Origin of the sequence: Martinezella hainanensis (assembly GCF_900094555.1) — a bacterium.
Classification (GTDB): domain Bacteria; phylum Pseudomonadota; class Alphaproteobacteria; order Rhizobiales; family Rhizobiaceae; genus Rhizobium; species Rhizobium hainanense.
In genome coordinates, this window is the sequence record NZ_FMAC01000002.1 from 155595 (window position 1) to 180452 (window position 24858).

Annotated in this window: 21 protein-coding genes; 7 read left to right on the forward strand and 14 right to left on the reverse strand. The window is 61.2% G+C overall.

Annotated features, from left to right (window positions below):
- Positions 1-31: 31 nt before the first annotated feature.
- From GA0061100_RS07165 to GA0061100_RS07180, 4 genes are all read right to left on the reverse strand, one after another.
- Complete coding sequence (locus GA0061100_RS07165) at positions 32-1321, reverse strand: Hsp70 family protein (RefSeq protein ID WP_075852068.1); 1290 nt, start codon at positions 1319-1321, stop codon at positions 32-34.
- Positions 1322-1549: 228 nt separating this feature from the next.
- Positions 1550-4669: an efflux RND transporter permease subunit gene (locus tag GA0061100_RS07170; protein WP_075852069.1), complete on the reverse strand. Its 3120-nt coding sequence runs from the start codon at positions 4667-4669 to the stop codon at positions 1550-1552.
- Positions 4666-5898 carry an efflux RND transporter periplasmic adaptor subunit gene (locus tag GA0061100_RS07175; RefSeq protein ID WP_075852070.1) on the reverse strand — a complete coding sequence of 411 codons (1233 nt, stop codon included), beginning with the start codon at positions 5896-5898 and terminating at the stop codon, positions 4666-4668. The genes GA0061100_RS07170 and GA0061100_RS07175 overlap by 4 nt, the downstream gene beginning before the upstream one ends.
- Before the next feature lie 426 nt (positions 5899-6324).
- Positions 6325-7113 carry an SDR family oxidoreductase gene (locus tag GA0061100_RS07180; protein ID WP_075852071.1) on the reverse strand — a complete coding sequence of 263 codons (789 nt, stop codon included), beginning with the start codon at positions 7111-7113 and terminating at the stop codon, positions 6325-6327.
- A gap of 294 nt (positions 7114-7407) precedes the next feature.
- Here GA0061100_RS07180 and GA0061100_RS07185 point away from each other — a divergent pair, with 294 nt between their 5' ends.
- Both GA0061100_RS07185 and GA0061100_RS07190 read left to right on the forward strand, forming a co-directional pair.
- Positions 7408-9072, forward strand: a complete 1665-nt coding sequence (locus GA0061100_RS07185; RefSeq protein ID WP_075852072.1) for an electron transfer flavoprotein-ubiquinone oxidoreductase — start codon at positions 7408-7410, stop codon at positions 9070-9072.
- 6 nt (positions 9073-9078) lie between these two features.
- Positions 9079-9606, forward strand: coding sequence for a GNAT family N-acetyltransferase (locus tag GA0061100_RS07190; protein WP_083961295.1), 528 nt, complete (start codon positions 9079-9081; stop codon positions 9604-9606).
- 84 nt (positions 9607-9690) lie between these two features.
- Here the strand turns inward: GA0061100_RS07190 and GA0061100_RS07195 are convergent, their stop codons facing one another.
- A complete protein-coding gene (locus GA0061100_RS07195; protein ID WP_075852614.1) occupies positions 9691-10605 on the reverse strand; it encodes a DMT family transporter in 915 nt (304 codons plus the stop codon).
- A 96-nt stretch (positions 10606-10701) separates the two neighbouring features.
- On the opposite strand from GA0061100_RS07195, the gene GA0061100_RS07200 reads away from it, so the two are divergent.
- Positions 10702-11223, forward strand: coding sequence for an Lrp/AsnC family transcriptional regulator (locus GA0061100_RS07200; protein ID WP_425298671.1), 522 nt, complete (start codon positions 10702-10704; stop codon positions 11221-11223).
- Between the two features lie 65 nt (positions 11224-11288).
- On the opposite strand, the gene mgtE is transcribed toward GA0061100_RS07200, so the two are convergent.
- Complete coding sequence (mgtE, locus tag GA0061100_RS07205) at positions 11289-12662, reverse strand: magnesium transporter (protein WP_075852074.1); 1374 nt, start codon at positions 12660-12662, stop codon at positions 11289-11291.
- A gap of 354 nt (positions 12663-13016) precedes the next feature.
- A complete protein-coding gene (locus GA0061100_RS07210; protein ID WP_075852075.1) occupies positions 13017-14030 on the reverse strand; it encodes a zinc-binding alcohol dehydrogenase family protein in 1014 nt (337 codons plus the stop codon).
- Between the two features lie 104 nt (positions 14031-14134).
- Between GA0061100_RS07210 and GA0061100_RS07215 the strand changes: the two genes are divergently transcribed.
- Positions 14135-14539: a winged helix-turn-helix transcriptional regulator gene (locus tag GA0061100_RS07215; protein WP_075852076.1), complete on the forward strand. Its 405-nt coding sequence runs from the start codon at positions 14135-14137 to the stop codon at positions 14537-14539.
- Here GA0061100_RS07215 and GA0061100_RS07220 read toward each other — a convergent pair.
- The gene (locus GA0061100_RS07220) at positions 14504-15721 is read right to left on the reverse strand and encodes an MFS transporter (RefSeq protein WP_075852077.1); all 1218 of its coding nucleotides are present in this window, start codon (positions 15719-15721) and stop codon (positions 14504-14506) included. The two genes, GA0061100_RS07215 and GA0061100_RS07220, sit on opposite strands and share 36 nt — an antisense overlap.
- A 322-nt stretch (positions 15722-16043) precedes the next feature.
- Here GA0061100_RS07220 and GA0061100_RS07225 point away from each other — a divergent pair, with 322 nt between their 5' ends.
- Positions 16044-16991 carry a diacylglycerol/lipid kinase family protein gene (locus tag GA0061100_RS07225; RefSeq protein ID WP_075852078.1) on the forward strand — a complete coding sequence of 316 codons (948 nt, stop codon included), beginning with the start codon at positions 16044-16046 and terminating at the stop codon, positions 16989-16991.
- Between the two features lie 5 nt (positions 16992-16996).
- On the opposite strand, the gene GA0061100_RS07230 is transcribed toward GA0061100_RS07225, so the two are convergent.
- Complete coding sequence (locus GA0061100_RS07230; protein ID WP_075852079.1) at positions 16997-18337, reverse strand: glutamine synthetase family protein; 1341 nt, start codon at positions 18335-18337, stop codon at positions 16997-16999.
- Between the two features lie 287 nt (positions 18338-18624).
- Between GA0061100_RS07230 and GA0061100_RS07235 the strand changes: the two genes are divergently transcribed.
- Positions 18625-19992 (forward strand): aspartate aminotransferase family protein, encoded by a 1368-nt coding sequence (locus tag GA0061100_RS07235; protein ID WP_075852080.1) that lies wholly within the window; start codon positions 18625-18627, stop codon positions 19990-19992.
- On the opposite strand, the gene GA0061100_RS07240 is transcribed toward GA0061100_RS07235, so the two are convergent.
- Both GA0061100_RS07240 and GA0061100_RS07245 read right to left on the reverse strand, forming a co-directional pair.
- A complete protein-coding gene (locus tag GA0061100_RS07240) occupies positions 19993-20607 on the reverse strand; it encodes an NUDIX hydrolase (protein WP_075852081.1) in 615 nt (204 codons plus the stop codon).
- 35 nt (positions 20608-20642) lie between these two features.
- Positions 20643-21662, reverse strand: a complete 1020-nt coding sequence (locus GA0061100_RS07245) for a glycosyltransferase family 2 protein (protein WP_075852615.1) — start codon at positions 21660-21662, stop codon at positions 20643-20645.
- A 96-nt stretch (positions 21663-21758) separates the two neighbouring features.
- On the opposite strand from GA0061100_RS07245, the gene GA0061100_RS07250 reads away from it, so the two are divergent.
- Positions 21759-22727 carry a lysylphosphatidylglycerol synthase domain-containing protein gene (locus GA0061100_RS07250; RefSeq protein ID WP_075852082.1) on the forward strand — a complete coding sequence of 323 codons (969 nt, stop codon included), beginning with the start codon at positions 21759-21761 and terminating at the stop codon, positions 22725-22727.
- A 120-nt stretch (positions 22728-22847) separates the two neighbouring features.
- Here GA0061100_RS07250 and GA0061100_RS07255 read toward each other — a convergent pair whose 3' ends face one another.
- From GA0061100_RS07255 to GA0061100_RS07265, 3 genes are read right to left on the reverse strand one after another with little or no spacing between them, the layout of a single operon-like run.
- Positions 22848-24089: an RNA polymerase sigma factor gene (locus GA0061100_RS07255; RefSeq protein WP_075852616.1), complete on the reverse strand. Its 1242-nt coding sequence runs from the start codon at positions 24087-24089 to the stop codon at positions 22848-22850.
- 11 nt (positions 24090-24100) lie between these two features.
- Positions 24101-24478, reverse strand: coding sequence for a YciI family protein (locus GA0061100_RS07260; RefSeq protein ID WP_075852083.1), 378 nt, complete (start codon positions 24476-24478; stop codon positions 24101-24103).
- A 17-nt stretch (positions 24479-24495) separates the two neighbouring features.
- A complete protein-coding gene (locus GA0061100_RS07265; RefSeq protein WP_075852084.1) occupies positions 24496-24858 on the reverse strand; it encodes a YciI family protein in 363 nt (120 codons plus the stop codon).

Genomic DNA, 24858 nt, shown 5'->3' on the forward strand with positions numbered 1-24858 from the left:
GCAGGAACGAAAGGGCAGGGTGGGCGCTATGTCAGGCCGTCCACTGGGCGATATCGTCGCGTTCGCCGATTAGGGCCAAACCATGGGCAATGGACAGCAATTCGCCGCCCGTCTCGATCCGCTCCTGGCCGAAGCGCTCCGTGAAGATGCGCCGCACCGCCGGCACGAAGGAGGTGCCGCCTGTCAGAAACACCTTGTCGATTGCATCGGGCGATGTGTTCGTCGTTGTCAGCACGTCGTCCAGCGCACTTTCGATGCGGGCGAGATCCTCGGCGATCCAGCTTTCGAAATCGGCGCGGCGAACATGCTTGCGGCCGGCCTTGCCGAGCGGCGGGAAGTTGAACTCCGCTTCTTCCTCGCTCGAAAGAGCCATCTTCGTTGCGGAGACGGCCTGATAGAGCGGATAACCCTCGTCGTGTTCGACCAGCTCGATGAAGGTTTCCAGCTTCTCCGGCTCCAGGCTGCTGCGCACCAGCGTCTTCAGGTCGGCATATTCGCGAGAGGTCTTGAAGATCGAGAGCTGGTTCCAGCGGCCGAAATTGGCGTAGTAGGAAGTAGGAACCTCCAGGAGCTTGTCGAAGCTCTTGAAGAAACTGCCCTTGCCGATCGCCGGCGCGACGATGTTGTCGATCATCCGGAAATCGAAATGATCGCCTGCAATGCCGACGCCGGAGTGGCCGATCGGCGTTGCCGTCAGCTTGCCGCCGTGAGTCTCGAAGCGGATCAGCGAATAGTCGGTCGTGCCGCCGCCGAAGTCTGCGACCAGCACGGTCGCATCCTCTTTCAGATGCTGGGCGAAATAGAAGGCGGCCGCCACCGGCTCGTAGACATAATGGATTTCCGGAAAGCCGAACCGCGCGAGCGCAGCATTGTAGCGCTCCGTCGCAAGGGCGGGGTTCGGATTGGCGCCGGCAAAATGCACCGGTCGGCCGGTGACGATGCGCGAGACGTTTTCCGGCCATCCCTCTCCGGCATAGGCGCGCAGGCGGCGCACGAAGATCTCCATGAGATCCTCGAAGCTGTGGCGCTTGGCGTAGATCAGCGTGCCCTGGAAGAGGGCGCTCGCTGCAAAGGTCTTGATCGACTGCAGGAAGCGACAGTCGCCGGGATTGTCGATGAACTGCCGGATCGCCGCATGCCCGGCCTCGACCTTGAGCGCAGCCGCACCCAGCCCAGGGTCCTTCATGAAGGAGAGCGCGGTGCGCATGCTGTCGGCGGTACCGGCCGCGCTGTTGAAGGCGACCGATTGCGTCGCGGGTCCATCAGCCAGTGCCAGAACCGTGTTCGTCGTGCCGAAGTCGAAACCAAGCGCCCGAGCCATGCCCGCACTCCCTTTCGTCGAAATTGTCTGGATTGGGGCCAAGCCCCTGATGAGACGCGTGACGCGCCCTGTCGCAAAGAGGGCGCGTCATGACATGGCTGGGCTTCAAGTTCAAGACATGGAGGCGGTTTTATTTTCGTTCGGCCGCCGCATCCGCAGACAGTATTTCACACGCATGCGTTTCGCTTTGCTTGAAAAGGAACGGGCGCCTTTCGGCGCCCGTTTTTGTCATTCCGCGGCAATCGCCGACGGCGGTTCCTTCTGGTGCGGGTCGTCGTCCTCGCGCCGGCCGAAACGACCGAGGAAGTCGCTCAAGCGGTTCATCTCAAGGAAGATGACCGGCGTGATGAACAGGGTCAAAAGCTGTGAAACCACCAGGCCGCCAACCACGGCGATACCGAGCGGCTGGCGCAGCTCAGAGCTTGCGCCGCCACCGACCGCGATCGGCAGGGCACCGAGCAGGGCGCAAAAGGTGGTCATCATGATCGGGCGGAAACGGCGTACGCAGGCTTCGTGGATCGCTTCCGCCGGCGACATGCCAGCACTCGAGCGCAGCGTTTCCAGCGCCACGTCGATCATCATGATCGCGTTTTTCTTGACGATACCAATCAGCATCAGCAAGCCGATGAGCGCGATGACCGACAGGTCGAAGCCGAAGATCTTCAGCGCAAGCAGTGCGCCGAGAGCGGCGGCCGGCAGACCAGACAGAATGGTCAGCGGGTGGATGAAGCTTTCGTAGAGAACGCCGAGAACCATGTAGATCGTCAGCACCGCAGCGAGGATCAGGTAGGGTGTGCTGCCCTGCGACTGCTGGAAGATCTGCGCCGTACCGCCGTAGGACGTGAAGATGTCCGCCGGCATGTTAATGTCCTTCTTGATCTGTTCGATCTGTGCCGTGGCGTCGCCAAGCGCTTCGCCGGCCGGCAGGTTGAAGGATACCGTGGTCGAAACGAGCTGGCCGGTCTGGTTGATGGTCACCGGACCGGTGTTGCGCTCGATGTGCGCGAAGGCCGATAACGGAACCTGCTGGCCGCTCGAAGACGTCACATGGATGCGCGACAGTTTCTGGTCGTCCCAAGGCTGGTTCGCGTCATATTCGATGATCACGTCATAGCTGTCGCCGGTCGATTGGATCTGTGCGGCGGCGTAGTCGCTGAAGGCCTCTTCAAGCGTGGTGCGCAGCAGATTGTTGTTGATGCCGTAGGCGGCAGCCTTCTCCGTATCGACCACGATATTGGCCTGCAATGCGTTATATTGCGCGTCGGTGGTCACGTCGGTGAAACGTGGATCCTTGCGCATTTCCTGCAGCATCTTGTTGGCCCACTGGTTCGTCAGATCGGCGCTGAGTGCCTGGATGACGAGCTGATACTGGCTGGCCGTCTGGCGTCCACCGAAGCGAAGGCTTTGCTGAGGGTTGATGAAGACCTGTATGCCCGGGATCTTGGCGACGGCGGCGCGCATTTCGCGCAAAGTCTGGTCGAGCGGCGGGCGATCCTTCTTATCCTTCAGCTGAGCGTAGATCGTACCATTGTTGAGTGTCTGGCGAGCGCTGGCGCCGACAACCGACATCACGTGCTCGACGGCAGGGTTTGCCTGGATCGCGGCAGCGGCCTGGTTCTGCAGGTCGCGCATCGCCGGATAGGAGATATCCTGGCGGGCGCGTGTGGAAATCTGCAGCCGGCCGATGTCTTCCTGCGGGAAGAAGCTGGCCGGCAGCGTCAGGAAGAGGTAGGCCGAGAGCGCGACCGAAGCAAGGAAGCTTCCAAGCACGATGTAGCGATGGCGAATACACCATTCCACGCCCTTGCCGTAATTGACCTCGGTCCAGTTGAAGCCCTTGTTGAAGAGGCGTACCGGCAGGGGAGGATGGCTGTGGGCGTTGGAGAGACGTGAGCCGAGCATCGGCGTAACGGTCAGCGAGACCACGGCGGACGAAACGATGGCGATGGCCACGACCATGCCGAATTCGTTGAAGATGCGGCCGACGACGCCACCCATCAGCAAGATAGGGATGAACACGGCGATCAGCGAAATAGACATGGAGATAATCGTATAGCTGACTTCGCCCGCGCCTTTGATGGCCGCCTGCAGCGCAGGCATGCCTTCTTCCATGTGCCGTAGAATGTTCTCCAGCATGACGATCGCGTCGTCCACCACGAGACCCACCGCGATCGTCAATCCGAGCAGCGAGATATTGTCGACGCTATAGCCGAGCACATACATCATGCCGAAAGTAGATATGAGCGAAAGAGGCACGGCGAGGCCGGGGATAATCGTTGCTGTCACGTGGCCCGTGAACAGGTAGATGACGAGAACGACCAGGCCGATGGTCAGCAGCAAGGTAAACTTGACGTCCGAGATGGCCTCGCGGATCGGCTGGGCCGAGTCGTTCATAACGGTCATTTTAACGGAAGCCGGCATTTCGGCCTGCAGCTTCGGCAGTGTCTTGTTGACGGCATCGACGACGTCGACGGTATTGGCATCGGGCTGGCGTTGAATGGCTAGAATGATCGCCCGCCGGCCATCATACCAGCTGCCGATATTCTGGTTTTCCACGCTGTCCTGCACGTCGGCGACATCGCCGAGGTGAATTGGCTTGCCGTTGGGATTGGCAATCACAAGTGTGCGAAACTCGTCGGCGTTGACGCGCTGCGTATCCGCATTGATCGTCATGCTCTGCGCCGCGTCTTGCAACGTGCCGACCGGGACCTGGTTGTTGGCGTTGACGACGGCTGTGTTGACCGTGTCGATACCGATGCCGCGATCCAAAAGCTTGTTGGGGTCGACGTCGATACGCACCGCGTAGGTCTGTGCCCCGTTTACGGTCACTTCGGCAACGCCAGGCAGTGTAGAGATCGATGGAGAGATGATGTTCTCGGCGATATCGTCGAGCTTGCTGCGCTGCAAGGTGTCGCTTTGTACGGCGATCAGCATGACAGGCGCGTCGGCCGGATTGGTCTTCCTGTAGCTTGGCGGGGTGGTCAGGTTGTTGGGAAGTTTTCTTTGCGCGGTCGAAATCGCCGCCTGCACGTCACCGGCGGCGGCGTCGATGTTGCGGTCGAGATTGAACTGCAGCACGATGCTGGTATTGCCAAGCGAGTTTGTCGAAGAAATTTCGCTGATGCCGGGGATCGTCTCGAACTGCTTGATCAGCGGCGTGGCGACCGACGTCGCCATTGTCTGTGGTGAGGCGCCCGTCAGCTGGGCCGAGACGTTGATCGTCGGGAAATCCACCTGCGGCACAGCCGCGACGGGGATGAGCTGATAGCCGGCGAGACCGGCAAGCACCACGCCGATCGCGAGAAGCGTGGTCGCGACCGGACGCTGGATACAGAAGGTCGGGATCATTGTTGCGCTCCAACTGCGATGGTTTCGGTTTTTCCATCATCGGCCGAAGCGACCTTCTCGTTTGGATTGTCGCTGAACTGCTCCTTGACTTCGGTGCCGTTGTTCAGTTGCGACTGGCCTTCGACAACGACATGATCGCCGACCGAAAGGCCCGTGGCGACGGCTGTGCGACCGCCATTGGCACGAGCAATTGTCACCGGCGTGATCTTGACCTTGTTGTCCTTCACCACAAAGGCGATGTAGCCGTCCGGCCCCGGGCTGACGGCAACGGTCGGCACGACGATAAGCTGCTCGTTGTCGGCAAAGTGAACCATGACATTCGTGGAGCGTCCCGGCCACAAGGCGCCGTTGGCATTCTCGAACGTTGCCTTTACAGCAATTGTTCCCGAAGCCTGGTCGACTGTGTTGTCGTAAAAGCTGATTGTTCCGGTACGAGGCTTGCCCTGTGCGGAACGAGGAACGGTGGTCACCTGGACAGGACCCGCGGCCAGCTGTTCCTGCAGTTCGCGCAGGTTGTTTTCCTGCAAGGTGAACTTGATGTATGCCGGATTATATCTGGCAATCGTGACGATTGACGTGCCGGCGCTGACATAAGCACCCAGGCTCAATTGAACATCGCCAAGCCGGCCATCATAGGGTGCCCGTATGTCGGTGTTTCCGAGCATAACCTGATCCGAGGCAAGTTGTGCCTGGTCCGCGCTGAGCGTGGCAATGGCGGCGTCGCGGGTCGCACGCGCTTCGTCGGCAGTCGCCTGAGTGCCGGCGCTGCTCGTGAGCAGGCTATTGGCACGGGTCAGCGCGGTCTCCGCTTGGGCAAGGTTTGCCTGGTCTTTCGTAATGTTCGCCTGGTCCTTGTTGACAGCAGCCTGTGCCGTACGCGGATCGAGCTTTGCGATCAGATCGCCGGCTTTGACCGTTGCGCCATCTTTCACCGCAATCTGCGTGATCAGCCCAGCTTCCTGCGCGGCGATCGTCGTTGAATCGATCGGCACGACCCAGCCGGTCGCGGAGACATCCATGGGAAGCGTAGTTTTGACGGCGGCGACCGTCTTTACGGCGATTGGGCCTGCCTGACGCTTGCTGCCGGCCTGCGCCGCCTTGCTAGAGTCTTTGGTCTCTGCCGAAGCCCGATCGACAAATGCGGAAAGGAAAGGAATACGGTCGCGATAGCCCCAGGCCACGAGGGCTGCGACGACAAGAAGGCCGAGGGGAAGCCAGAATTTTTTCATACTTAAAGAACCGGTCGGGGCTTGTTGCAGGAAGCGCGGTGACGTTGGAGTGTATTTATTGCGCCGCACAACAAAGACGAGCTTCGCCGCAATCCATACATCGCCGTTACCGCTAACGTTCGGTAATTCTGTCCCTTTAACGCGAATTCATGAACGCTGATGCCGTGCAATCTACCACAGTTCGGCACGACGAAAAATTAAAGCTTGGAAAGCTTTCGAATTGTTTCTGTTTGTGCAGTGCAACAAACAGTCAAATGACTATTTTTTGATTGCCGTTATGTAATAATCGAGCGGCAAAACAGCCTTGGGCGGTATTTATAGTGTGAATGCATGCTGTCGCGCGCATGGGAGTGTCGTCGGCACTCACGTAATTGTGTTGTCAGGCCCTCTTTGCAAGGGCCTGCACTCTGCTCGTCGGCAACGGCCTTAAAGGGAGCGGGCAGCTCCTCCATCGCAGCGGACCATGGTGCCTGTCACGTAGCTTGCCGGTTCGCTGCAGAGGAAGGCGGCCGTGGCGGCGAATTCCTCGATGCGGCCGTATCGGCCGGCAGGGATGCGCTGTTGGCGCTCGGCGCTGACATCCTCCAGACTTTTGCCGCCGCGCTTGGCCGCGGCCGTGTCGAGTTCGGCCAGTCGGTCGGTGGCGATGCTGCCCGGTAAAAGCATATTGACGGTGATGCCATGAGCCGCAACTTCGCTAGCCAGCGTCTTGCTCCAGCCGGCAAGGGCCGGGCGCAGCGTATTGGAAAGCGCAAGATTGGGGATGGGCTCGACGACGCCGGAGGAGGCGACAGTGAGGATGCGGCCCCAGCCTTGTGCCTTCATGCCCGGCAAGAGCGCATTGGTCAGGCTGATGATCCGCGCCACCATGGAAATGAAATAGGTCTCCAGTCGGTCGGCGGTCATATCCTCTGTCGTCCCCGGTGTCGGGCCGCCGCTGTTGTTGATGAGAATGTCGATGCCCCCGAGCTTTTCGACGGCAGCCTTGCTGACGACATCCACGAAGTTCTCGTCGTTGAGGTCGGCCCAGATCCAGTCGGCGCGGCCCTTGCCTTCGGCATTGATCGCCTTGCAATTGCTATCCAGCCGGTCACCGCTGCGGCCGCAGAGCAGCACATTGACACCCTCGCGGGCCAACGCCACGGCAATGCCGTGTCCCAGTCCCTTGGACGAAGCAAGCACAAGCGCACGTTTCCCGCCGATACGAAGATCCATTTTGATCACCCTTCATGCTATCCGGATTTCCCGGTTGAAACTTATAGAGTGCGGCCGGCCGATTTTGAAAGCGCATGGCGGGACGAAATCGGTAAATCTCCGTGAAATATTGACGTTAACGTAAGCGTAATTTAACTTGATAGCTATGTTGGGTGAATTGGAGGATTGCCTGTCGCTTCCCGGCTCGACAATCCTCTCTTGTTTTGACAAGAGATAAACGAAACGGGGAAGACGCCCAAAGGGGATGAGGCTGCGATCCGATATCATGGGACGCCGGCCAAGCGGAGAGAGTGAATGACTGACGCGAGCGAGCTGCCGGAACGCGAGAGCATGGAATTCGACGTTGTGATTGTCGGCGCAGGTCCTGCGGGCCTGTCGGCTGCGATCCGGCTGAAGCAGATCAATCCGGATCTGACCGTCGTCGTGCTCGAAAAGGGTGCCGAAGTCGGCGCGCACATCCTGTCGGGCGCGGTGGTCGACCCGATCGGCATCGATCGCCTGCTGCCGGACTGGCGCGAGGAGGAGGGGCATCCCTTCAAGACCAAGGTGACGTCGGATCACTTCCTGTTCCTCGGCCCCGCCGGCTCCATCCGCCTGCCGAATTTCCTGATGCCGCCGCTGATGAACAACCACGGCAACTACATCGTCTCGCTCGGCAATGTCTGTCGCTGGCTGGCCGAGAAGGCGGAAGCCCTCGGCGTCGAGATCTATCCCGGCTTTGCCGCGACCGAAGTTCTCTACAATGACGAGGGCGCTGTCATCGGCGTTGCCACCGGCGACATGGGCATCGAGAAGAACGGCGAACCCGGCCCGAACTATACCCGCGGCATGGCGCTCTTAGGCAAATATGTGCTGATCGGCGAAGGCGTTCGCGGCTCGCTTGCAAAGCAGCTGATCGCCAAGTTCGATCTGTCGCGGGACAGCGACGTGCCGAAGTTCGGCATCGGCATCAAGGAGCTTTGGGAGGTCAAGCGCGAGAACCACAAGAAGGGCCTCGTGCAGCACTCCTTCGGCTGGCCGCTGGGCATGAAGACGGGCGGCGGCTCCTTCCTCTATCATCTGGAGGATAATCTGGTCGCCGTCGGCTTCGTCGTGCATCTGAACTACAAGAACCCCTATCTCTATCCCTTCGAGGAATTCCAGCGCTTCAAGACGCATCCGGCGATCCGCGGCACCTTCGAGGGCGGCAAGCGTATTTCCTATGGCGCCCGCGCCATCACCGAGGGTGGCTGGCAGTCGGTGCCGAAGCTGACTTTCCCGGGTGGTGCGCTCATCGGCTGCTCGGCCGGCTTCGTCAACGTTCCCCGCATCAAGGGCAGCCACAACGCGGTGCTATCCGGCATGCTGGCGGCGGACAAGATCGCCGCGGCGATCGCCGCCGGTCGTGGCAATGACGAAGTGATCGAGATCGAGAACGAATGGCGTCAGTCGGATATCGGCAAGGACCTGAAGCGTGTCAGGAACGTCAAGCCTCTCTGGTCGAAGTTCGGCACTGCGGTCGGCGTGGCGCTCGGCGGCCTCGACATGTGGACGAACCAGCTGTTCGGCTTCTCCTTCTTCGGCACGTTGAAGCACGGCAAGACGGATGCCCAATCGCTGGAGCCGGCGGCCCAGCACCAGAAGATCGATTATCCGAAGCCGGATGGCGTCTTGACCTTCGACCGCCTCTCCTCGGTGTTCCTGTCGAACACCAACCACGAGGAAGACCAGCCGGTGCATCTCAAGGTCAGGGACATGGCGCTGCAGGTATCGTCGGAGCACGATGTCTTTGCCGGCCCGTCGACGCGCTACTGTCCGGCAGGCGTCTATGAATGGGTGGAGAAGGACGGCAAGGAAACCTTTGTCATCAACGCCCAGAACTGCGTCCACTGCAAGACCTGCGACATCAAGGACCCCAACCAGAACATCAACTGGGTTCCCCCGCAGGGCGGCGAAGGACCGGTCTATCCGAATATGTGAGATGGAATGACCGATATAGCAGAGGACACCTGGGCGATCCGTTCGGCCAGAGCCGACGAGCTGCATCTGCTTGCTGACATCGAGATCGATGCTTTCTGGGCCTTGCATGAGGCCGGCGCGGTTGCCTGCGAACCCACATCGCTACCTCTTGACGTGCTGCAGCAATCTCTGGCGGAGCGGCTGCTGTTCGTCGCCGTGGACGGCGAGGACACGCCGTTCGGCTTCCTGGCCGGCATCCGCGAGGATGGCTCCGTTCACATCGCTGAAATCGATGTCGTCAGACGCTGGCAGAAGCGAGGTGTCGGGCGGCGGCTGATGGAGGCTGTGATTGAAGCGGCCAGAGCTCAAGGTGCTGCGGGCGTCACTCTCACCACAGACCGGCAGGTGGCCTTCAACGCGCCTTTCTATGCCTCAATGGGATTTCGCATTCTGGATGACGAGGAAAGGCCAGCCGTTCTCACGCAGATCCTGGAGAATGAGGCTGCCCACGGTGCCGATCCGGTCAGACGCGTCGCAATGGCCCTTCGATTTTGATCCTTGCTCCATGAATTGCACCGGCAAACAGAAAGAGCGGCTCAGCATTTCGCTGAACCGCTCCATGTCTCCGCAGGGTGCGGATTAGTGCTGGACGGCCTTCCGGGCCAGCACACCCGTCGAAAGCGCCACCCCAAGTCCTGTGACGATTGCTGCGGCAATGCCCGCCATTCCGATTTCTTCACCGAGCAGGAAGCCGCCGCCGATCGTGGCGAGAACAGGGGTGATGGCGGTGAAGGCTGCGGCCTGCGTGCCGCCGAGAGCCTGGACGGCAAGACCATAGGCAAGCGTGGCGGCAAGGCCTGACAGCAGCCCCTGGCTGACGATCTGAAGGCCGATTTCCGGCAGCGGTATCGAAGTCAGCGAGCTGCCGAAGATGGTGGCCAATCCGACATGGATCAGGAACGACCAGACGGCAATGATGGCGCTCGACTGTACGGCGCTCAGCCCGGAGCGGCGAAAGGCGTGGGTGTAGGTTGCCCAGAGCAGGGCGGCCAGCGGCAGCAGCGTAAAGCCCTCCCAGGATATCTGCACGCCATAGAGGCTGCGGGCAAGCAGGATGACGACGCCGGCGACGATGCCGCCAAGGCCGAGCCAGCGGGTGATGTCGAGCCGTTCGTGGAACAAAAGCACGCCGATTAGGGCGGCAGCCAGCGGCATGGAGCCGCCGAGCAGGATGCCGGCCGAGGAAGCGGGCGTGAACTGGATGGCGAAGGTAGTGAGCTGGAAGAAGAGGGCGCCTGAGCCACAGACCATCAGCGCCAGCAGTTTCAGCGGCAAGCCCTTCGGTAGCAGGCCCGTCCGCCACCAGACGGGAGCCAGCACCAGCGCCGGCACGCCATAGCGGATCAGGCCGAGATCGATCGTGCCCATCTGCGTTTCGGCCGTGTGGCGGGTTGCAAGGATCCAGTTTGCCCAGATCAAGACGGTGACGATGGCGCCGGCATAGCCGACCATGGTGGGGGTTGCCTTGCGGGTGGAGAGAGACAAAGCGGTCATCGACATATCCTTTCCAACTGTCCGGTTGTTGTTCGAATGAGGAAAAGATAGCGCCAAAGGCCGAGGCATGTCCTTGCTAGTTATGGCTCAAAAATCATGCTATCAGCAATAATCTGCCAATATAGGCAACTGGGTTTCCTGGAAATGCCAAAACTGGATAAATTCGATATTGCGATCCTCAACTGTCTGCAGGAGGACGCGCGCGCCACCAATGTCGAGATCGCCGAACGGGTGAATCTCTCACCGTCTCCCTGCCTCAGGCGTATTCGTAATCTGGAAAGATCCGGGCTCTTGCGCGGCTATCGCGCCGATATCGACCGCAAGGAGGCCGGCCTCGGTCTCACGGTCTTCGTGGAGCTCAAGGTCGGTCATCACTCGAAGGAGAACTCCGAAATGCAGCAGGCGGCATTGCTCGCCATTCCGGAAGTCGTCGCTTGCCATCTGATTTCGGGTTCGGCCGATTTCCTGGCGGAGGTCGTGGTGGAGGATCTGGCCGCCTATGAGAAGGTGATGTCGGAAAAGCTTCTGGTGCTTCCAGGCGTGGTCGATCTGCGCTCGAACTTCGCCATCCGCACCATCAAGACCAATGGTGCTCTGAAACTGCCACAGCCTGAATGAAACAGGCGGAGTGAAAATGAAAAGGGGCCGTTGCCGGCCCCTTTGTCGTAAGAGGTTTATTATTCTTAGAGCATCGTGCCGCTGAGGATCAGCAACGCAACCGAGAAATAGATCACCAGGCCGGTGACATCGACCAGTGTCGCGACGAAAGGCGCCGATGCGCTGGCGGGGTCAAGCCGCAACTTCTGCAAGACGAACGGCAACATCGAGCCCGCGAGCGAGCCGAAGGTGACGATACCGATAAGGGCAGCGAAGACCGTAAGGGCGACCAGCTGCCAGTGCGGGCCATAGTCGAAGAGGCCGATATTCTGCCAAAGCACGATGCGGGCGAAGCCGACGAGCCCGAGAATCGCGCCGAGCACGATGCCGGTCGGCAGTTCGCGAAGCGCCACGCGCCACCAGTCCGAAAGCTTGAGTTCGCCGAGCGCCAGCGCCCGGATGATCAGCGAGGTCGCCTGCGAACCGGAATTGCCGCCCGAGCTCATGATCAGCGGGATGAAGAGCGTCAGCACGACGGCCTTCTCCAGCTCGCCCTCGAAATGCTGCATGGCGCTTGCCGTCAGCATTTCGCCGAGGAAGAGGGCTGCGAGCCAGCCGGCGCGCTTGCGGATCATGCCGGCGAAGCTGATCTTCATGTAAGGCTGGCCGAGGGCTTCCATACCACCGAATTTCTGGGCGTCTTCGGTCGTGTCGGCGATCATCGTATCGATGACGTCGTCGACCGTAACGATACCGAGCATGTGGCCCTTGTCGTCGACGACCGGAAGTGCCAGCAGGTCGTGCCGGCGGATCAGCCGTGCGACATCCTCCTGCTTCATCAGCGGCGGCGCCGTAACCGGCGTGCCCTTCTGGGCGACGGTCAGGATGCAGGCATCCGGCTCGCCGGTGATGAGGCGGCGCAGCGTCACGACATGCAGCAGCACATGCGTCTCGTCATCGAGGACATAGATGGCGTAGACCGTTTCGCGGGAGCGCTCGACCTGGCGAACGTGATCGAGCGTCTGCGCAACCGTCCAGCTTGCCAGCACGCTGACGAATTCCGTCGTCATGATGCCGCCGGCCGTGCGCGGCGGATAGCCCATCAGGCCCTGGATCGCCTGCCTGGCATGCTCGTCGAAGGTGGCGAAGAGCCGGGCGCGCGTATCGATATCCATTTCGAGCAGCACGTCGGCGACACGGTCGTTGGACATGCCATGCAATAGCCGTGCGGCATCCGCATTGCCCATGACTTCGAGAATGGCGTGTGCGTTGCGCAGCTCCGGCCGGTCGAGAATGCGCACGGCGCGCTCTTCCGGCATTTTGGCGAGAATGCGGGCAGCCTCAGCCACGTCGACTGCGTTCAGAGCCTCGACACGTTCCGCGATGGTGACGGCGCGATTGTTATTGATAAATGCACGAGCGGCATTGCCGGCCCGCGCGGGAAAGCTGTTTATGTTCATTATAGCTCGCCTTTCCGGTCGATCCGCCGTCGTAGCGGATCGTGGCGAGCCGACAGGAGTCGGTTAATGCACGAATGCTACTGACGGCAAAGGCAATCGACTACTACTGTCGCTAGGCATCGAAAGATGGCTCCGGTTAATCGGTATGGAAAACACTGTTCCCCATGTCGCGAGAAGTCGCGCCGAAGGCATAAAAAGTCAAGAGGTGGAAGCGCCTAAACGCTCGATCCTGCGATAAAATTTTGTTTAGGCGGCTGCAAATTTTTGCGATGCAACAAAACCTGGTGCATATGCGTTAAAACAATGCGGCCGGACGACATGCGCCCAGCCTGATTTGCCATGAATTTTGCTCGTTCAGAAACCGGCCAGAACGACCTTGCCCTTCATCTTGCCGGTCTCGACAAGGGCATGCGCCTTCTTCAGGTTTGCGGCATTGATCGCGCCCGCAGTCTCCGTCAGCGTCGAGCGAATCTTGCCGGCATCCACCAGCTCGGCAACCTTCGTCAGCAGCTTGTGCTGCTCGATCTGATCGGCTGTGTTGAACAGGGGACGGGTGAACATCAGCTCCCAGTGGATCGACACGGCCTTGCGCTTGAAGGGCACAACATCGAGTGTCTTCGGATCGTCGATGAGCGCAAACCGTCCCTGCGGGGCGATGGCTTCGACGATCGAGCCGATATGATCTGACGTATTTGTCGTTGAGAACACGAAAGCGGGAGCACCGATGCCGAGTGCCGCGATCTGCGGCGCAAGCAGCTTCGAATGATCGATGACGTGATGGGCGCCCAGCTCCTTGACCCAGGCCTGCGTTTCCGGACGGGAAGCGGTTGCGATGATGGTGAGATCGGTCAGCGCGCGTGCGATCTGGATGGCGATCGATCCGACACCGCCCGCACCGCCGATGATGAGGATGGTATTGGCGACGCCGGGAACCGGGTCTTGTACTTTCAGGCGGTCGAACAGCGCCTCATAGGCTGTGATCGAGGTCAGCGGCAGTGCGGCGGCGGCCGGAAAATCGAGACTCTTCGGCTTGGCGCCGACGATGCGCTCATCGACGAGATGAAACTCGGCATTCGAACCGCTGCGATTGATCGCGCCGGCATAGAAGACCTCGTCTCCTGGCTTGAATAGGGTGACGTCGGGGCCGACAGCCTTGACGATGCCGGCGGCATCCCAGCCGATGATCTTGTACTCGCCTTCGCTCGGAACGACGTTGGCGCGGACTTTGACATCGACCGGATTGACGGAAACGGCCTTCACTTCGACAAGCAGATCATGGCCCTTTGCCTCGGGCGTCGGCAGCTCGATGTCGACCAGCGATGTCTCTGCGGAAATGGGTTGCGGTTGCTTGTAGGCGACTGCGCGCATGGGAGAAGCTCCTGGTTTTGTTGCACAGAGGCTAGATGCGCATTATCGTCAAAAGGCACAAGAATGCACAAATTCTGTACGTAGGTACAAAAAGGATACTGTCGATGTCGGTTCCCCGCTCCAAGCTTGTCAGGAATTTCCCGGGATGCCCGGTCGAGGCGACGCTGAGTCTGCTCGACGGCAAATGGAAGGGTGTGATCCTGTTTCATCTGTTGGGGGGAACGCTTCGTTTCAACGAAATCCGTCGCAAGCTGCCGTCGGTGACGCAGCGCATGCTGACGAAGCAATTGCGGGAACTGGAGGAATCCGGGTTGCTGTCGCGCACCGTCTTTCCTGTGGTGCCGCCGCGCGTCGACTATGCGCTGACGCCGCTTGGCGCCAGCCTGGGGCCGATCATCAAGGCGATGGCCGTATGGGGCGAGGAGAATGTGTTCTGCCGCGACGGCCGCCAGCAGCTGATCGCCCCCGGAGCTTCATGCGCGCCCGGTGCGGCGCTCCAGGCCAACTGAGAGCGCAAATACGGCAAGGCCGCCGACGGAGAGGACCGCGCCGACATAGCCGGTGGCGGCAGCCGTGAAGCCCCAGGAAATCACGAGACCGCCGAGCCAGGCGCCGAGCGCATTGGCGATGTTGAAGGCGGAGTGATTGGAGGCGGCAGCCAGCGTCTGAGCATCGGCGGCAACATCCATCAGGCGGGTCTGTACGGCGGGGCAGGCGGCAAAGCCGCAGCCGATCAGGAAGACGCAGAGGCAGAGCATGATGGGATTGGAGGCCGTCAGCGCGAACAGCGTCATGATGACGATGTTGAAGATCATCATCCCGCCGATCGTTCCCTTGATCGAGATGTCGCCAAGGCGCGAACCGACGATGTTGCCGACATTCATGCCGATGCCGAAGAGCGCAAGCACGACCGGCACCATGGCCGAGCCGAGGCCGGCGACCTGCGTGGTCGTCGTGGCGACATAGCTGAAGATCGAGAACATGCCGCCGAAGCCGACGGCGGCGACACCAAGCGAAAGCCAAACCTGGATGCGCTTCAGCGCACCGAGCTCACGGGTGATGCTGGCGCCTTCCTCGACCCTGTCCTTGGGAAGGAAGAGGGCGATCAGCAGCATGGTCGCAAGACCGATAGCGCCGACCATCATGAAGGCAGCGCGCCATTCGAGCAACTGGCCGAGGAAGGTGGCGATCGGCGTGCCGATGAGCGTCGCGATCGTAAGACCAAGCATGACCTGGCCGACGGCGCGCACGCGGCGATGCACCGGCACCATGGATGCGGCAACCAGCGCTGCTACGCCGAAATAGGCGCCGTGCGGCAGGCCGGTGATGAAGCGCAGTACTGTGAAACTTTCGAAGGTCGGCGCAAAGGCACTGGAGATGTTGCCGGCGGCAAAGATCGCCATCATCAGCAGAAGCAGCGTGCGGCGCGCCATCTTGGCGGCGAGCACGGCAATGATTGGCGCACCGACCACGACGCCGAGCGCATAGGCGCTGATCACATGACCTGCCTGCGGTGTCGTCACGCCAAAGGTGTCAGCGACATTCGGCAGGAGTCCCATGATGACAAATTCGCCCGTACCGATACCGAAGCTGCCGACAGCCAGCGCCAAAGTCACCAGCGCGATCGCAGTGCGAGACGGCGCTTCCAGAGCGGTTTGGGTATCGAGTGCGTCGACGGCAATATCGCTCACGAAAACTCCTTGGGCGGCACACGAAGATCAAGCACCGCGAATCAGACAGCAAACTCCGGTAAGCGGCGTTCAGTGCATCAAATTGGGATATGGGACTGGCGAGGCATGGACATGCCTCCGTTCGTACTATCAATGACCGCACCGCGTCTGTCGCGTGCATTTTTTGCAGTGCAGCATGTCGCATCCTGCATAAGTGCGCTGCGGCGACCGGGCGAAACGGTCGCAATGCTTGAAATCGTTCCATCCAAAACCATCTGAGAAGAAGCGCACGGGGGCCTCAGCCCCTCAAGGACACAATTTGCGGGAAGACCGAGAGCCCCTGATGAAGTTGATCGGCTTTTTCAATCGCGATGGCGGTACGTTCCGTACGACTGACATGGCTGCCTATGAGAAGAGAGCGGAACAGGTGTTCCGCGACGCCGGTCATGATTTCGAAGCTGTGGTCGTGGAGGGGCGCAATATCGTCTCGGCGATGGAACGCGCGGCGCGCCGTGATGACATCGACGGGATCGTCGCCGGCGGCGGAGATGGCACCATCTCAGCGGCTGCTGCCATCGCCTGGAAGAGCGGCGTCGCGCTTGGCGTCATTCCGGCCGGCACCATGAACCTCTTTGCCCGCTCATTGAGGTTGCCGCTCGACATCTGGCAGACGCTGAGCGTGCTGGCGACGGGCGCGGTCGACAATGTCGATATCGGCAGCGCCAATGGCCGCGCCTTTGTTCATCAGTTTTCAGCGGGCCTGCATGCGCGCATGGTGCGCTATCGCAACGGCTATACCTATCGCTCCCGTATTGGGAAGATGTCGGCCAGCACCCGGGCCGCCTTCGGTGTCATCGCCAATCCGCCGGAATTCGATGTTGACTTCGAGGCTGGCGACATTCGCGAGCGCCGGCATGTCTCGGCGATCTCTGTTTCCAATAATCCCTTCGGCGCCAATGCGCTGCTCTATGCCGACAGCCTGCGCAGCGGCGAACTTGGCTTCTACACCGCAAAGCCCTTGCGGCCTCTCGGCGTCGCCCGCCTTGCCATCGACATGCTGCGCGGCAGGGTTCGCGAGAATGCCGACGTCATGGTCATGCACGCGCCGGAAGTGCATCTGCATTTCCCGAAGCTGCGCCAGCTCGCCAATTGCGTCATGGACGGCGAGCTCTTGCCGCTCGAGCGCGATGTGACGCTCAAGGTGCATGCGGGCGAGCTCAAGGTCATGGTGCGGGAAGGAACCGCCGCCAGTGTCGCGCGGGAGGGGGCCGTCGACAGCGTCGCTATCTGAACGGTTTAGAGGCGGGGTAGGTAGGTCCGGTAGTCGAAGTCGGACACGCTGCGCAGATAGCGGATCGCTTCCTTGTGCTTCGTATCGCCATAGAGCTTCTGATACCGCTCGCCGAAAATATCGGCGATGAAGGCGGAGCTGCGGAAGCGTTCGACAGCGGTCAGGAAATCATGCGTCAGTCGCGGCGCATCGGCCGGCACGTGGGATGGCGTGGTTTCCTCACCTGGATCCAGATCGCTTTCCAGGCCGAGCAACATGCCGCCAAGGATCGCCGCCAGCATCAGATAGGGATTGGCATCCGCGCCGGCGACGCGATGCTCGATGCGTGCGCCCGGCCCATCCTTCTCGGGAATGCGCACGGCCGTGCCGCGATGGCCGAAGCCCCAGGTCAGGTCCACGGGAGCAAATGAGCCCGGCTGGAAGCGGCGATAGGAATTGGCATAGGGCGCAAAGACCAGCTGCGCATCTTGCAGCGTCTGCAGCAATCCGGCGCAGATCGACTTCAACCTCATCGGCTCGCCACCCGTCGCATCGAGGACGTTGTGGCCCTGGGCGTCGATGATGCTCGCATGTACATGCAGGCCCGAACCGGCGTGGTCGGTATAGGGTTTTGCCATGCAGGTGGATTTCAGCCCATGCTTGCGGGCGGCCTGCTCGGCGACACGCTTGAGCATGATGCAATCGTCAGCAGCCGCCAGCGCATCCGGGCGGTGCAGGAGGTTGACCTCGAACTGGCCGGGTCCGAATTCCGCTGTCGTCGCATCCGCCGGCAATCCCTGCGCCCGCGCATATCTACGCAGCGTTTCGAGGTAATCATCGAGAAGATCGACGGCATCCATGTCGTAGAGCTGAAAGCCGTTCGGCTCGCCCTGGTAGGTCAGGGCTGCCGGCGGCGAGGGGATGCCTCTGTCGCGCCAATCTCCGGCCAGCAGATAGAATTCCAGCTCGGTCGCGATGACGGGCGTCAGGCCCAGTGCCTTGTAGCGATCGACCACGGCAGCAAGAATGGCGCGCGGATCCTGAAAGCTCGGGCTGCCGTCGAGCTCGTGCATGGTGGCCAGCACCTGCTTCGATCCTGCCGGCGCCCAGGGCATGTCCACCAGCGTGCGCTCATCGGCAACGCAGGTCCCATCGGGATCTCCGATCGTCAAAGACAGGCCGGTAATATCGTCATTGTCGTCGCCCCAGATGTCGAGCGATTGCGTCGAGGTCGGCAGCCGAACGGCGCCGGACGAGACCTTCTTTTCAGCCGCAATCGGGATCTGTTTGCCCCTGAGACGGCCGTTCATGTCCGAGATCAGCACCTCGATACGTGCGTTACCTTCGGTTGCGTTGTCGGCCGCCATGCTCTTGTAAATCCCCCATGCTCACGGCATGGTCGTAAACCAAGATAGCTTTCAGTCAAGTCTGGCTACGTTGCGGCTTCGTGCCAGGCCCCTCACCCCAACCCTCTCCCCGCATCGCGGGGAGAAGGGACTCTCCGATGCTTAGCCTCGCTCACAGGGGCATGTGGCACGAAAACTCCCTCTCCCCGTTCGACGGGGAGAGGGTTGGGGTGAGGGGCCACGCACATAGTCGCGGCGTCGGAAGGCTTGCCTGACAGACACCAATCGCAATGAGGTGAGTTTCAACCATGTCCGACACGCCAAGCCGCTCCAATCTCGCCGCCCTCGATGCCACTCATCATCTTCATCCCTTCGCGGACATGAAGAAGTTGAACGCGGATGGTGCACGCGTCATCCAGCGCGGTGAGGGCGTGTATATTTTCGATGCGGAAGGGCGGAAGTATCTGGATGGATTTGCCGGCCTCTGGTGCGTCAACATCGGCTATGGCCGCGCCGAAATTGCCGACGCCGTTGCCCGGCAGATGAACGAGCTGCCCTATTACAACACCTTCTTCGGCACCACGACCACGCCGGCAACGCTTCTTGCGGAGAAGGTCTGCGCCCATGCCGGACCGCGGTTCAACCACGTGTTCTTCACCAATTCCGGCTCCGAGGCCAACGACACCTGGTTCCGCATGGCGAGGGTTTACTGGGGTGCCGTGGGCAAGCCGACGAAGAAGACCATCATCGCCCGCAAGAACGGCTATCACGGCTCGACCGTTGCCGGCGCCAGCATGGGCGGCATGAAATACATGCACGAGCAGGGCGACCTGCCGATCCCGGGCATCGTTCATATCGGCCAGCCCTATTGGTATGCCGAGGGCGGCGATCTCTCGCCGGAAGAATTCGGTCTGAAGGTTGCCCGCGAACTCGAGGCCAAGATCGATGAGCTGGGCGAGGATAATGTCGCAGCCTTCGTCGCCGAGCCGGTGCAGGGCGCCGGCGGCGTCGTCATCCCGCCGTCGACCTACTGGCCCGAGGTTGCGCGCATCTGCAAGGCGAGGAACATCCTGCTCGTCTGCGATGAGGTGATCTGCGGCTTCGGCCGTCTCGGCGCATGGTTCGGCCATCAGCATTTCGGCGTCGAACCCGATCTCGCTCCGATCGCCAAGGGACTATCGTCGGGCTACCTGCCGATCGGCGGCGTGCTCGTCAGCGACCGCATCGCCGATGTGCTGATCAATGAAGTCGGCGAGTTCAACCACGGCTTCACCTATTCCGGCCACCCGGTCTGCGCGGCGGCGGCGCTCGAAAACCTCCGGATCATCGAGGAGGAAGGGCTGGTCGAGCGCGTGCGTGACGATATCGGTCCGTACTTCGCCAAGGCTTGGGGCAGCCTTGCCGATCACGATATGGTCGGCGAAGCCGTCAGCATCGGCCTGATGGGCGGTCTGCAGCTCGCCGCCGACAAATCCACCCGCCGCCGCTTTGAAAAGCCGGATGCGATCGGCTCCGCCGTGCGCAACCATGCCCTGGCAAACGGTCTCGTGCTGCGCGCAACCGGCGACCGCATGCTGGCCTCGCCGCCGCTCGTCATCAGCCATGAGGAGGTGGATGCGATGGTACGCATCGCACGTGATGCGCTAAATGCCGTCTGGGCGGAGATGAAGTCCTGATTAGGGCTTGGGCGTCGGCACGTCCCACTTGCCCGCCTTGTGAAGGGCAAGGGTGAGTGCTGCGACGTGGATCATCTGGATCATTTTCCCTTCCAGCGCCAGCTCGATTGCCTGCCGGATCGGCATGCGGATCAGGCGGATGCGTTCCGTCGGGTCGTCCGCCGGCTTGGTGCTGAATTCAACATTACGGGCAATGACGATATGCGCGAGGTTGGTATGCGTGGCCGGGTTGGGCGCAAGCTTGCCGACATAATCCCAATCGGTGGAGGAGAGCCCGGCTTCCTCGCGCAGCTCGCGCGCCGCGGCTTCTACCGGGCTTGCATCGCTCGCATCCATGGCTCCACCCGGAAGCTCAAGCGCCACGACGCCCAATGCATGACGATATTGCTGGACGAGATAGATATGATCCTCGGCATCGAGCGCGATGATCTCGACCCAGTCGGGATATTCCAGCACGTAGTAGGGCGCGATCTCCACGCCTTCCGCCGTCACGCAGTTGTCGGCACGAACCTTCAGCCAGCGATCATGGACCAGATGCGTTGAACCCGTCGTCCGCCACGGTGGCAGGTCTGCCGTGTCCGACAGCAGGCTCATGATATCGTCCTTCGAGCTCATGCGCCGCTCAGCTCCTGTTGCGGATAGGCCTGTGCCTATGCGTCCTGATGGTCCCGATCGAAGATCTTGCGGACAATGTAATTCGGCGAGAGATCGTCGCGATAATAGATGCGGGCGATCATTTCGGCGAGGATGCCCGTGGTGATCATCTGAACCGACGACAGGAGCAGCACGACGCCGACCATCAGCAGCGGACGGCTGCCGATATCATCGCCGAAGATGAACTTGTCGATGAAGAGCCAGAGCAGGATCAGGCCGGCGAGCGCGCCGAGGCCGAGGCCGAGCGAGCCGAAGAAGTGGCCCGGCCGTGCCTTGTAGCGCATGAAGAACATCACCGACAGCAGATCGAGGATGACGCGGAAGGTGCGTGAAATCCCGTATTTCGACGTGCCGTGCTGGCGAGCGTGATGGGTAACCGGCACTTCGCCGATGCGCGAGCTTGGCACCACACCGGCGACCCAGGCCGGGATGAAGCGGTGCATCTCGCCCATCAGCTTGACCTGCTTGATGATGGAGGAGCGATAGATCTTCAGGCTGCAGCCATAGTCGTGCAGCTTCACGCCGGTGATGCGGCCGATCAGGTAATTGGCGCACCAGGAAGGGATCTTGCGCAGCAGCAGGCCGTCCTGGCGGTTCTTGCGCCAGCCGACGAGCAGGTCGAGCTGGCGTCGTTCCAGCTCCTCGACCATCGAAGGGATGTCCTTCGGGTCGTTCTGCAGATCGCCGTCCATGGTGGCGATGAGGCGGCCGTTGGCCGCATCGATGCCGGCCTGCATGGCTGCCGTCTGGCCGAAATTGCGCTGAAGCTCGACGATACGCAGCGTCAGCCCTTCCTGCGAAAGCGAGCGGCGGGCATTGACGAGCGTTGCGTCCGTGCTGCCGTCATCGACCAGGATCAGCTCCCAGGATTTGGCAAATCCAGCCATCGCGGAACTGATGCGCTCGATCAGCGGTCCGACGCTTTCTTCCTCGTTGAAGACGGGCACGACCAGCGAAAGCTCAAGGGGGCTTGCCGGATCGGCCTGGGGGAGGGTCGACTCTGCCGTTGTCTGCAACACTTGTTTCTCCTAAAAGACCGGCAGTGCCTGCCGGACGCAACGAGCGAAAAGTCCGGTTTCAGCCTTCCGCTCGCATTTGGGTGCCCTAACTACATGAAGACTCCGACGGTTGCCAGCCGACAGAATTGGTTTATTCGCAACCGAATGACGCTGCTGACGCTCGGCGTTGTCGTAGCCTACGCCGCCTTCATCGAATGGTTCTGGGGCTGGAGCTCGATCCTGGCGCAATGGGGCAAGGTCGGCGCCTTGCCGATCCTTCTGGCGCTGGCGCTTCTGACCGGCACCTACTTTCTGCGGACCTGGCGCATCTATGATTATTTCCCGAAGGAAACGGCGGGCCATTTCGCCGCGCTCTTCCGCGTGACGCAGGTTCATAACCTGTTGAACATCATGATGCCCTTCCGCACTGGCGAAACGAGCTTCCCGGTACTGATGCGGTCCGAATTCGGCATTCCGCTGGCGCGTGGCACATCGGCGCTGTTCGTCATGCGGCTGCTCGACCTGCATGCGCTGCTGGCCGCCGCCGGCATCGGTCTTGCTCTTGCCTCGCCCTATCATGTCTTGGCCTGGGTCGTATGGGCGGTTTTCCTGCTGTTGCCGGTCGCGGGCTTTGCCTCGCGGCGGCCGCTGATCCGTCTTGCCGCTCGCATCCTGCCGAAGAAGGCGCAAGGGCTGGTGCATGAGCTGGAACGCGGCTTGCCGGTCGATATCAGAGCCTTTGCACGCGCCTGGCTGACAACCATCGTCAACTGGCTGGTCAAGGTCGTGGTACTGGCCTGGGCGCTCGGCCTGATGAACGTCACGCCGCTTTCGGCAAGCTTCGGCGGCGCGCTCGGCGGCGAATTATCATCAGTCCTGCCGGTCCACGCGCCGGGCGGCGTTGGCACCTATCCGGCCGGCATCACCGCCGGCGCCATGGCCTTCGGTGCTTCGAGCACGAAGGAGGCAATCGAAAATCTGGCCCAAGCCAGCATCAATGCTCACCTCCTGATCGTGGTCTCAGCGCTGACGGGAACGGCGATCGGATTGCTGGTCTCGCGCAAACGTGTGGCCGCCCCCTGAACGATTGCGGCGCGCTTTAACGCATGTCACGCAAAAGTGTGCAGCGGTTTTGCGACAATGACATGCGCCAAATCGAAGACCTGAAGCGCCCAAAGCGAATCCGAAAGATCGCGACGTGCTTTAGTGTCGGGTCTGTTCGCCGAGTTCGGCCAATCGCCTGCGCAGGAATGCCTGCTCCGGCGCCTGCTGGCATAGCGAAAGCGCCGTGTGATAGGATTGCCGTGCCTCATCCGTCCGGCCAAGCTGGCGCAGGAAATCCGCTTTCGCCGCATGGGTGAGGTGATACCGCCCCATGCGCTCCTCCTGCAGCAGCCCGTCGACGATGGAAAGTGCGGCCGCCGGCCCATCGCGCATCGAGATAGCCACCGCCCGATTGAGCTCGATCACCGGGGAGGGGCTTGCGATCAGCAAGAGGTCGTAGAGCATCACCAGCTGCCGCCAGTCGGTATCGTCTGCGGTCACGGCGCGCGCATGTTCCGCCGCGATCGCGGCCTGCAGGGCATAGCTGCCGACGCTTTCGGCCGCCATCGCTCTATCCGACAGCGCCAAGCCTTCACGGATCTGGCCGCGATCCCACAGCGCACGATCCTGATCGACAAGCAGTACCAGATCGCCGGATGTGTCGGTGCGCGCATGTCGCCGCGAATCCTGCAGCAGCATGATCGCAAGCAATCCTTCGACCTCCGATTCCGGCAATAGCTGCAGCAACAGCCTGCCAAGCCGTATGGCCTCCGCGGCAAGATCGGCACGGACGATTGCAGCGCCCGATGATGCCGAATACCCCTCGTTGAAGACGAGATAGATGACATGCAGCACCTGTGCCAGCCGCTCCGGCAGTTCGATCTTGCTGGGGACCTCATAGGGAATATGGTCGGCGCGGATGCGGTTCTTGGCGCGGACGATGCGCTGGGCGACGGTCGGCGCCGGGATCAGAAACGCGTGGGCGATTTCTTCCGTCGTCAGCCCACATACCTCGCGAAGCGCCATCGCCATCCGCGCTTCGGCGGGAATGAGGGGATGACAGCAGGTGAAGATCAGCCGCAACATGTCGTCTTCGATCTCTTCGTTTTCGGCGATTTCCATCGCCTCTCCCTCCGGGTAAAGGCTATCTGCAATGTCCGAGCGGGCTGCGTCGAAACGCGTCCGCCGCCTGATGTGGTCGATGGCACGAAAGCGCCCGGCGGAGACAAGCCAGGCATAGGGATTGGCGGGGATCGTCTCGTCAGTCCATTGCTGTGCTGCCGCCGCAAAGGCATCGTGGAGCGCTTCCTCGGCCCGGTCGAAATCGCCGAGCAGACGGATCAGCGTTGCCAGCACGCGGCGCGAGTGGCTGCGATAGATGCCTTCGATGGTCTGGTTCAGCGACACGAGCGTCACCTATTCTCCGCGAGATCTCCGTGAAGTGTCAGGATGCGTACCGGGCGGATCTCGATGGCGCCGTAACGCGCCGAGGGAATGCGCTTGGCGATCTCCGTTGCTCCCTCAAGATTGGGGGCCTCAAGCAGATAGAAGCCGGCCAGATGCTCCTTCGTCTCCACGAATGGCCCGTCCGTCACCGAAAACCCTTTGCCGTCCGGGCGGATGACGATCGATGTGTCTGGCAGTGCCAGCGCATCCGAAACGATCATGGTGCCGTCCTGCCGCAAGCCCTCGTCGAAGACGAAGTGCTCGCCGATCAGGTGGTTCATCTCGTTCGGCGTCAGCCGTCCGTCGACGTCAACGGATGTGTAGATCAGACATAGAAACCGCATGTATTTTCCTTTCTCTGTCATTCGTCCGGAAAGCGGATATCGAAGGCGGCGCGAACCTCGATCATGCCGTAGCGCGCGACGGGGAAGGTGGCAGCGATTTCCGTCGCTTCCTTCATGTCCCGCGCCTCGATCAGCACGAAGCCGCCGAGATGCTCCTTGATCTCCGCGAAGGGGCCGTCGGTAACGGCGGTTTCGCCCCGACGCACCCGGACGGTCTTTGCCGTCTGTGGCTCGCGCAAGGCGTTGGCGACGATGAGATGGCCGCTGTCGCGCAGCCGGTTGTCGTTGTCGATCGAATCCTGCGTCAGCTTTCGCCCTTCCTCTTCGGAAATCTTGGCGATTTCTGCGCTCTCGAACCACACTTGGCAAAGGAACTTCAT

Bases quoted from the DNA above. Each gene is read 5' to 3' on its own strand.
- GA0061100_RS07260 (WP_075852083.1), bottom strand. From the start codon at position 24,478: ATGCGGTTTCTATGTCTGATCTACACATCCGTTGACGTCGACGGACGG.
- GA0061100_RS07225 (WP_075852078.1), top strand. From the start codon at position 16,044: ATGAAGTTGATCGGCTTTTTCAATCGCGATGGCGGTACGTTCCGTACG.
- GA0061100_RS07235 (WP_075852080.1), top strand. From the start codon at position 18,625: ATGTCCGACACGCCAAGCCGCTCCAATCTCGCCGCCCTCGATGCCACT.
- GA0061100_RS07175 (WP_075852070.1), bottom strand. From the start codon at position 5,898: ATGAAAAAATTCTGGCTTCCCCTCGGCCTTCTTGTCGTCGCAGCCCTC.
- GA0061100_RS07170 (WP_075852069.1), bottom strand. From the start codon at position 4,669: ATGATCCCGACCTTCTGTATCCAGCGTCCGGTCGCGACCACGCTTCTC.
- GA0061100_RS07210 (WP_075852075.1), bottom strand. From the start codon at position 14,030: ATGCGCGCAGTCGCCTACAAGCAACCGCAACCCATTTCCGCAGAGACA.
- GA0061100_RS07240 (WP_075852081.1), bottom strand. From the start codon at position 20,607: ATGAGCTCGAAGGACGATATCATGAGCCTGCTGTCGGACACGGCAGAC.
- GA0061100_RS07200 (WP_425298671.1), top strand. From the start codon at position 10,702: ATGCTATCAGCAATAATCTGCCAATATAGGCAACTGGGTTTCCTGGAA.
- GA0061100_RS07265 (WP_075852084.1), bottom strand. From the start codon at position 24,858: ATGAAGTTCCTTTGCCAAGTGTGGTTCGAGAGCGCAGAAATCGCCAAG.
- mgtE (WP_075852074.1), bottom strand. From the start codon at position 12,662: ATGAACATAAACAGCTTTCCCGCGCGGGCCGGCAATGCCGCTCGTGCA.
- GA0061100_RS07250 (WP_075852082.1), top strand. From the start codon at position 21,759: ATGAAGACTCCGACGGTTGCCAGCCGACAGAATTGGTTTATTCGCAAC.
- GA0061100_RS07165 (WP_075852068.1), bottom strand. From the start codon at position 1,321: ATGGCTCGGGCGCTTGGTTTCGACTTCGGCACGACGAACACGGTTCTG.
- GA0061100_RS07230 (WP_075852079.1), bottom strand. From the start codon at position 18,337: ATGGCGGCCGACAACGCAACCGAAGGTAACGCACGTATCGAGGTGCTG.
- GA0061100_RS07180 (WP_075852071.1), bottom strand. From the start codon at position 7,113: ATGGATCTTCGTATCGGCGGGAAACGTGCGCTTGTGCTTGCTTCGTCC.
- GA0061100_RS07190 (WP_083961295.1), top strand. From the start codon at position 9,079: ATGACCGATATAGCAGAGGACACCTGGGCGATCCGTTCGGCCAGAGCC.
- GA0061100_RS07215 (WP_075852076.1), top strand. From the start codon at position 14,135: ATGTCGGTTCCCCGCTCCAAGCTTGTCAGGAATTTCCCGGGATGCCCG.
- GA0061100_RS07195 (WP_075852614.1), bottom strand. From the start codon at position 10,605: ATGACCGCTTTGTCTCTCTCCACCCGCAAGGCAACCCCCACCATGGTC.
- GA0061100_RS07185 (WP_075852072.1), top strand. From the start codon at position 7,408: ATGACTGACGCGAGCGAGCTGCCGGAACGCGAGAGCATGGAATTCGAC.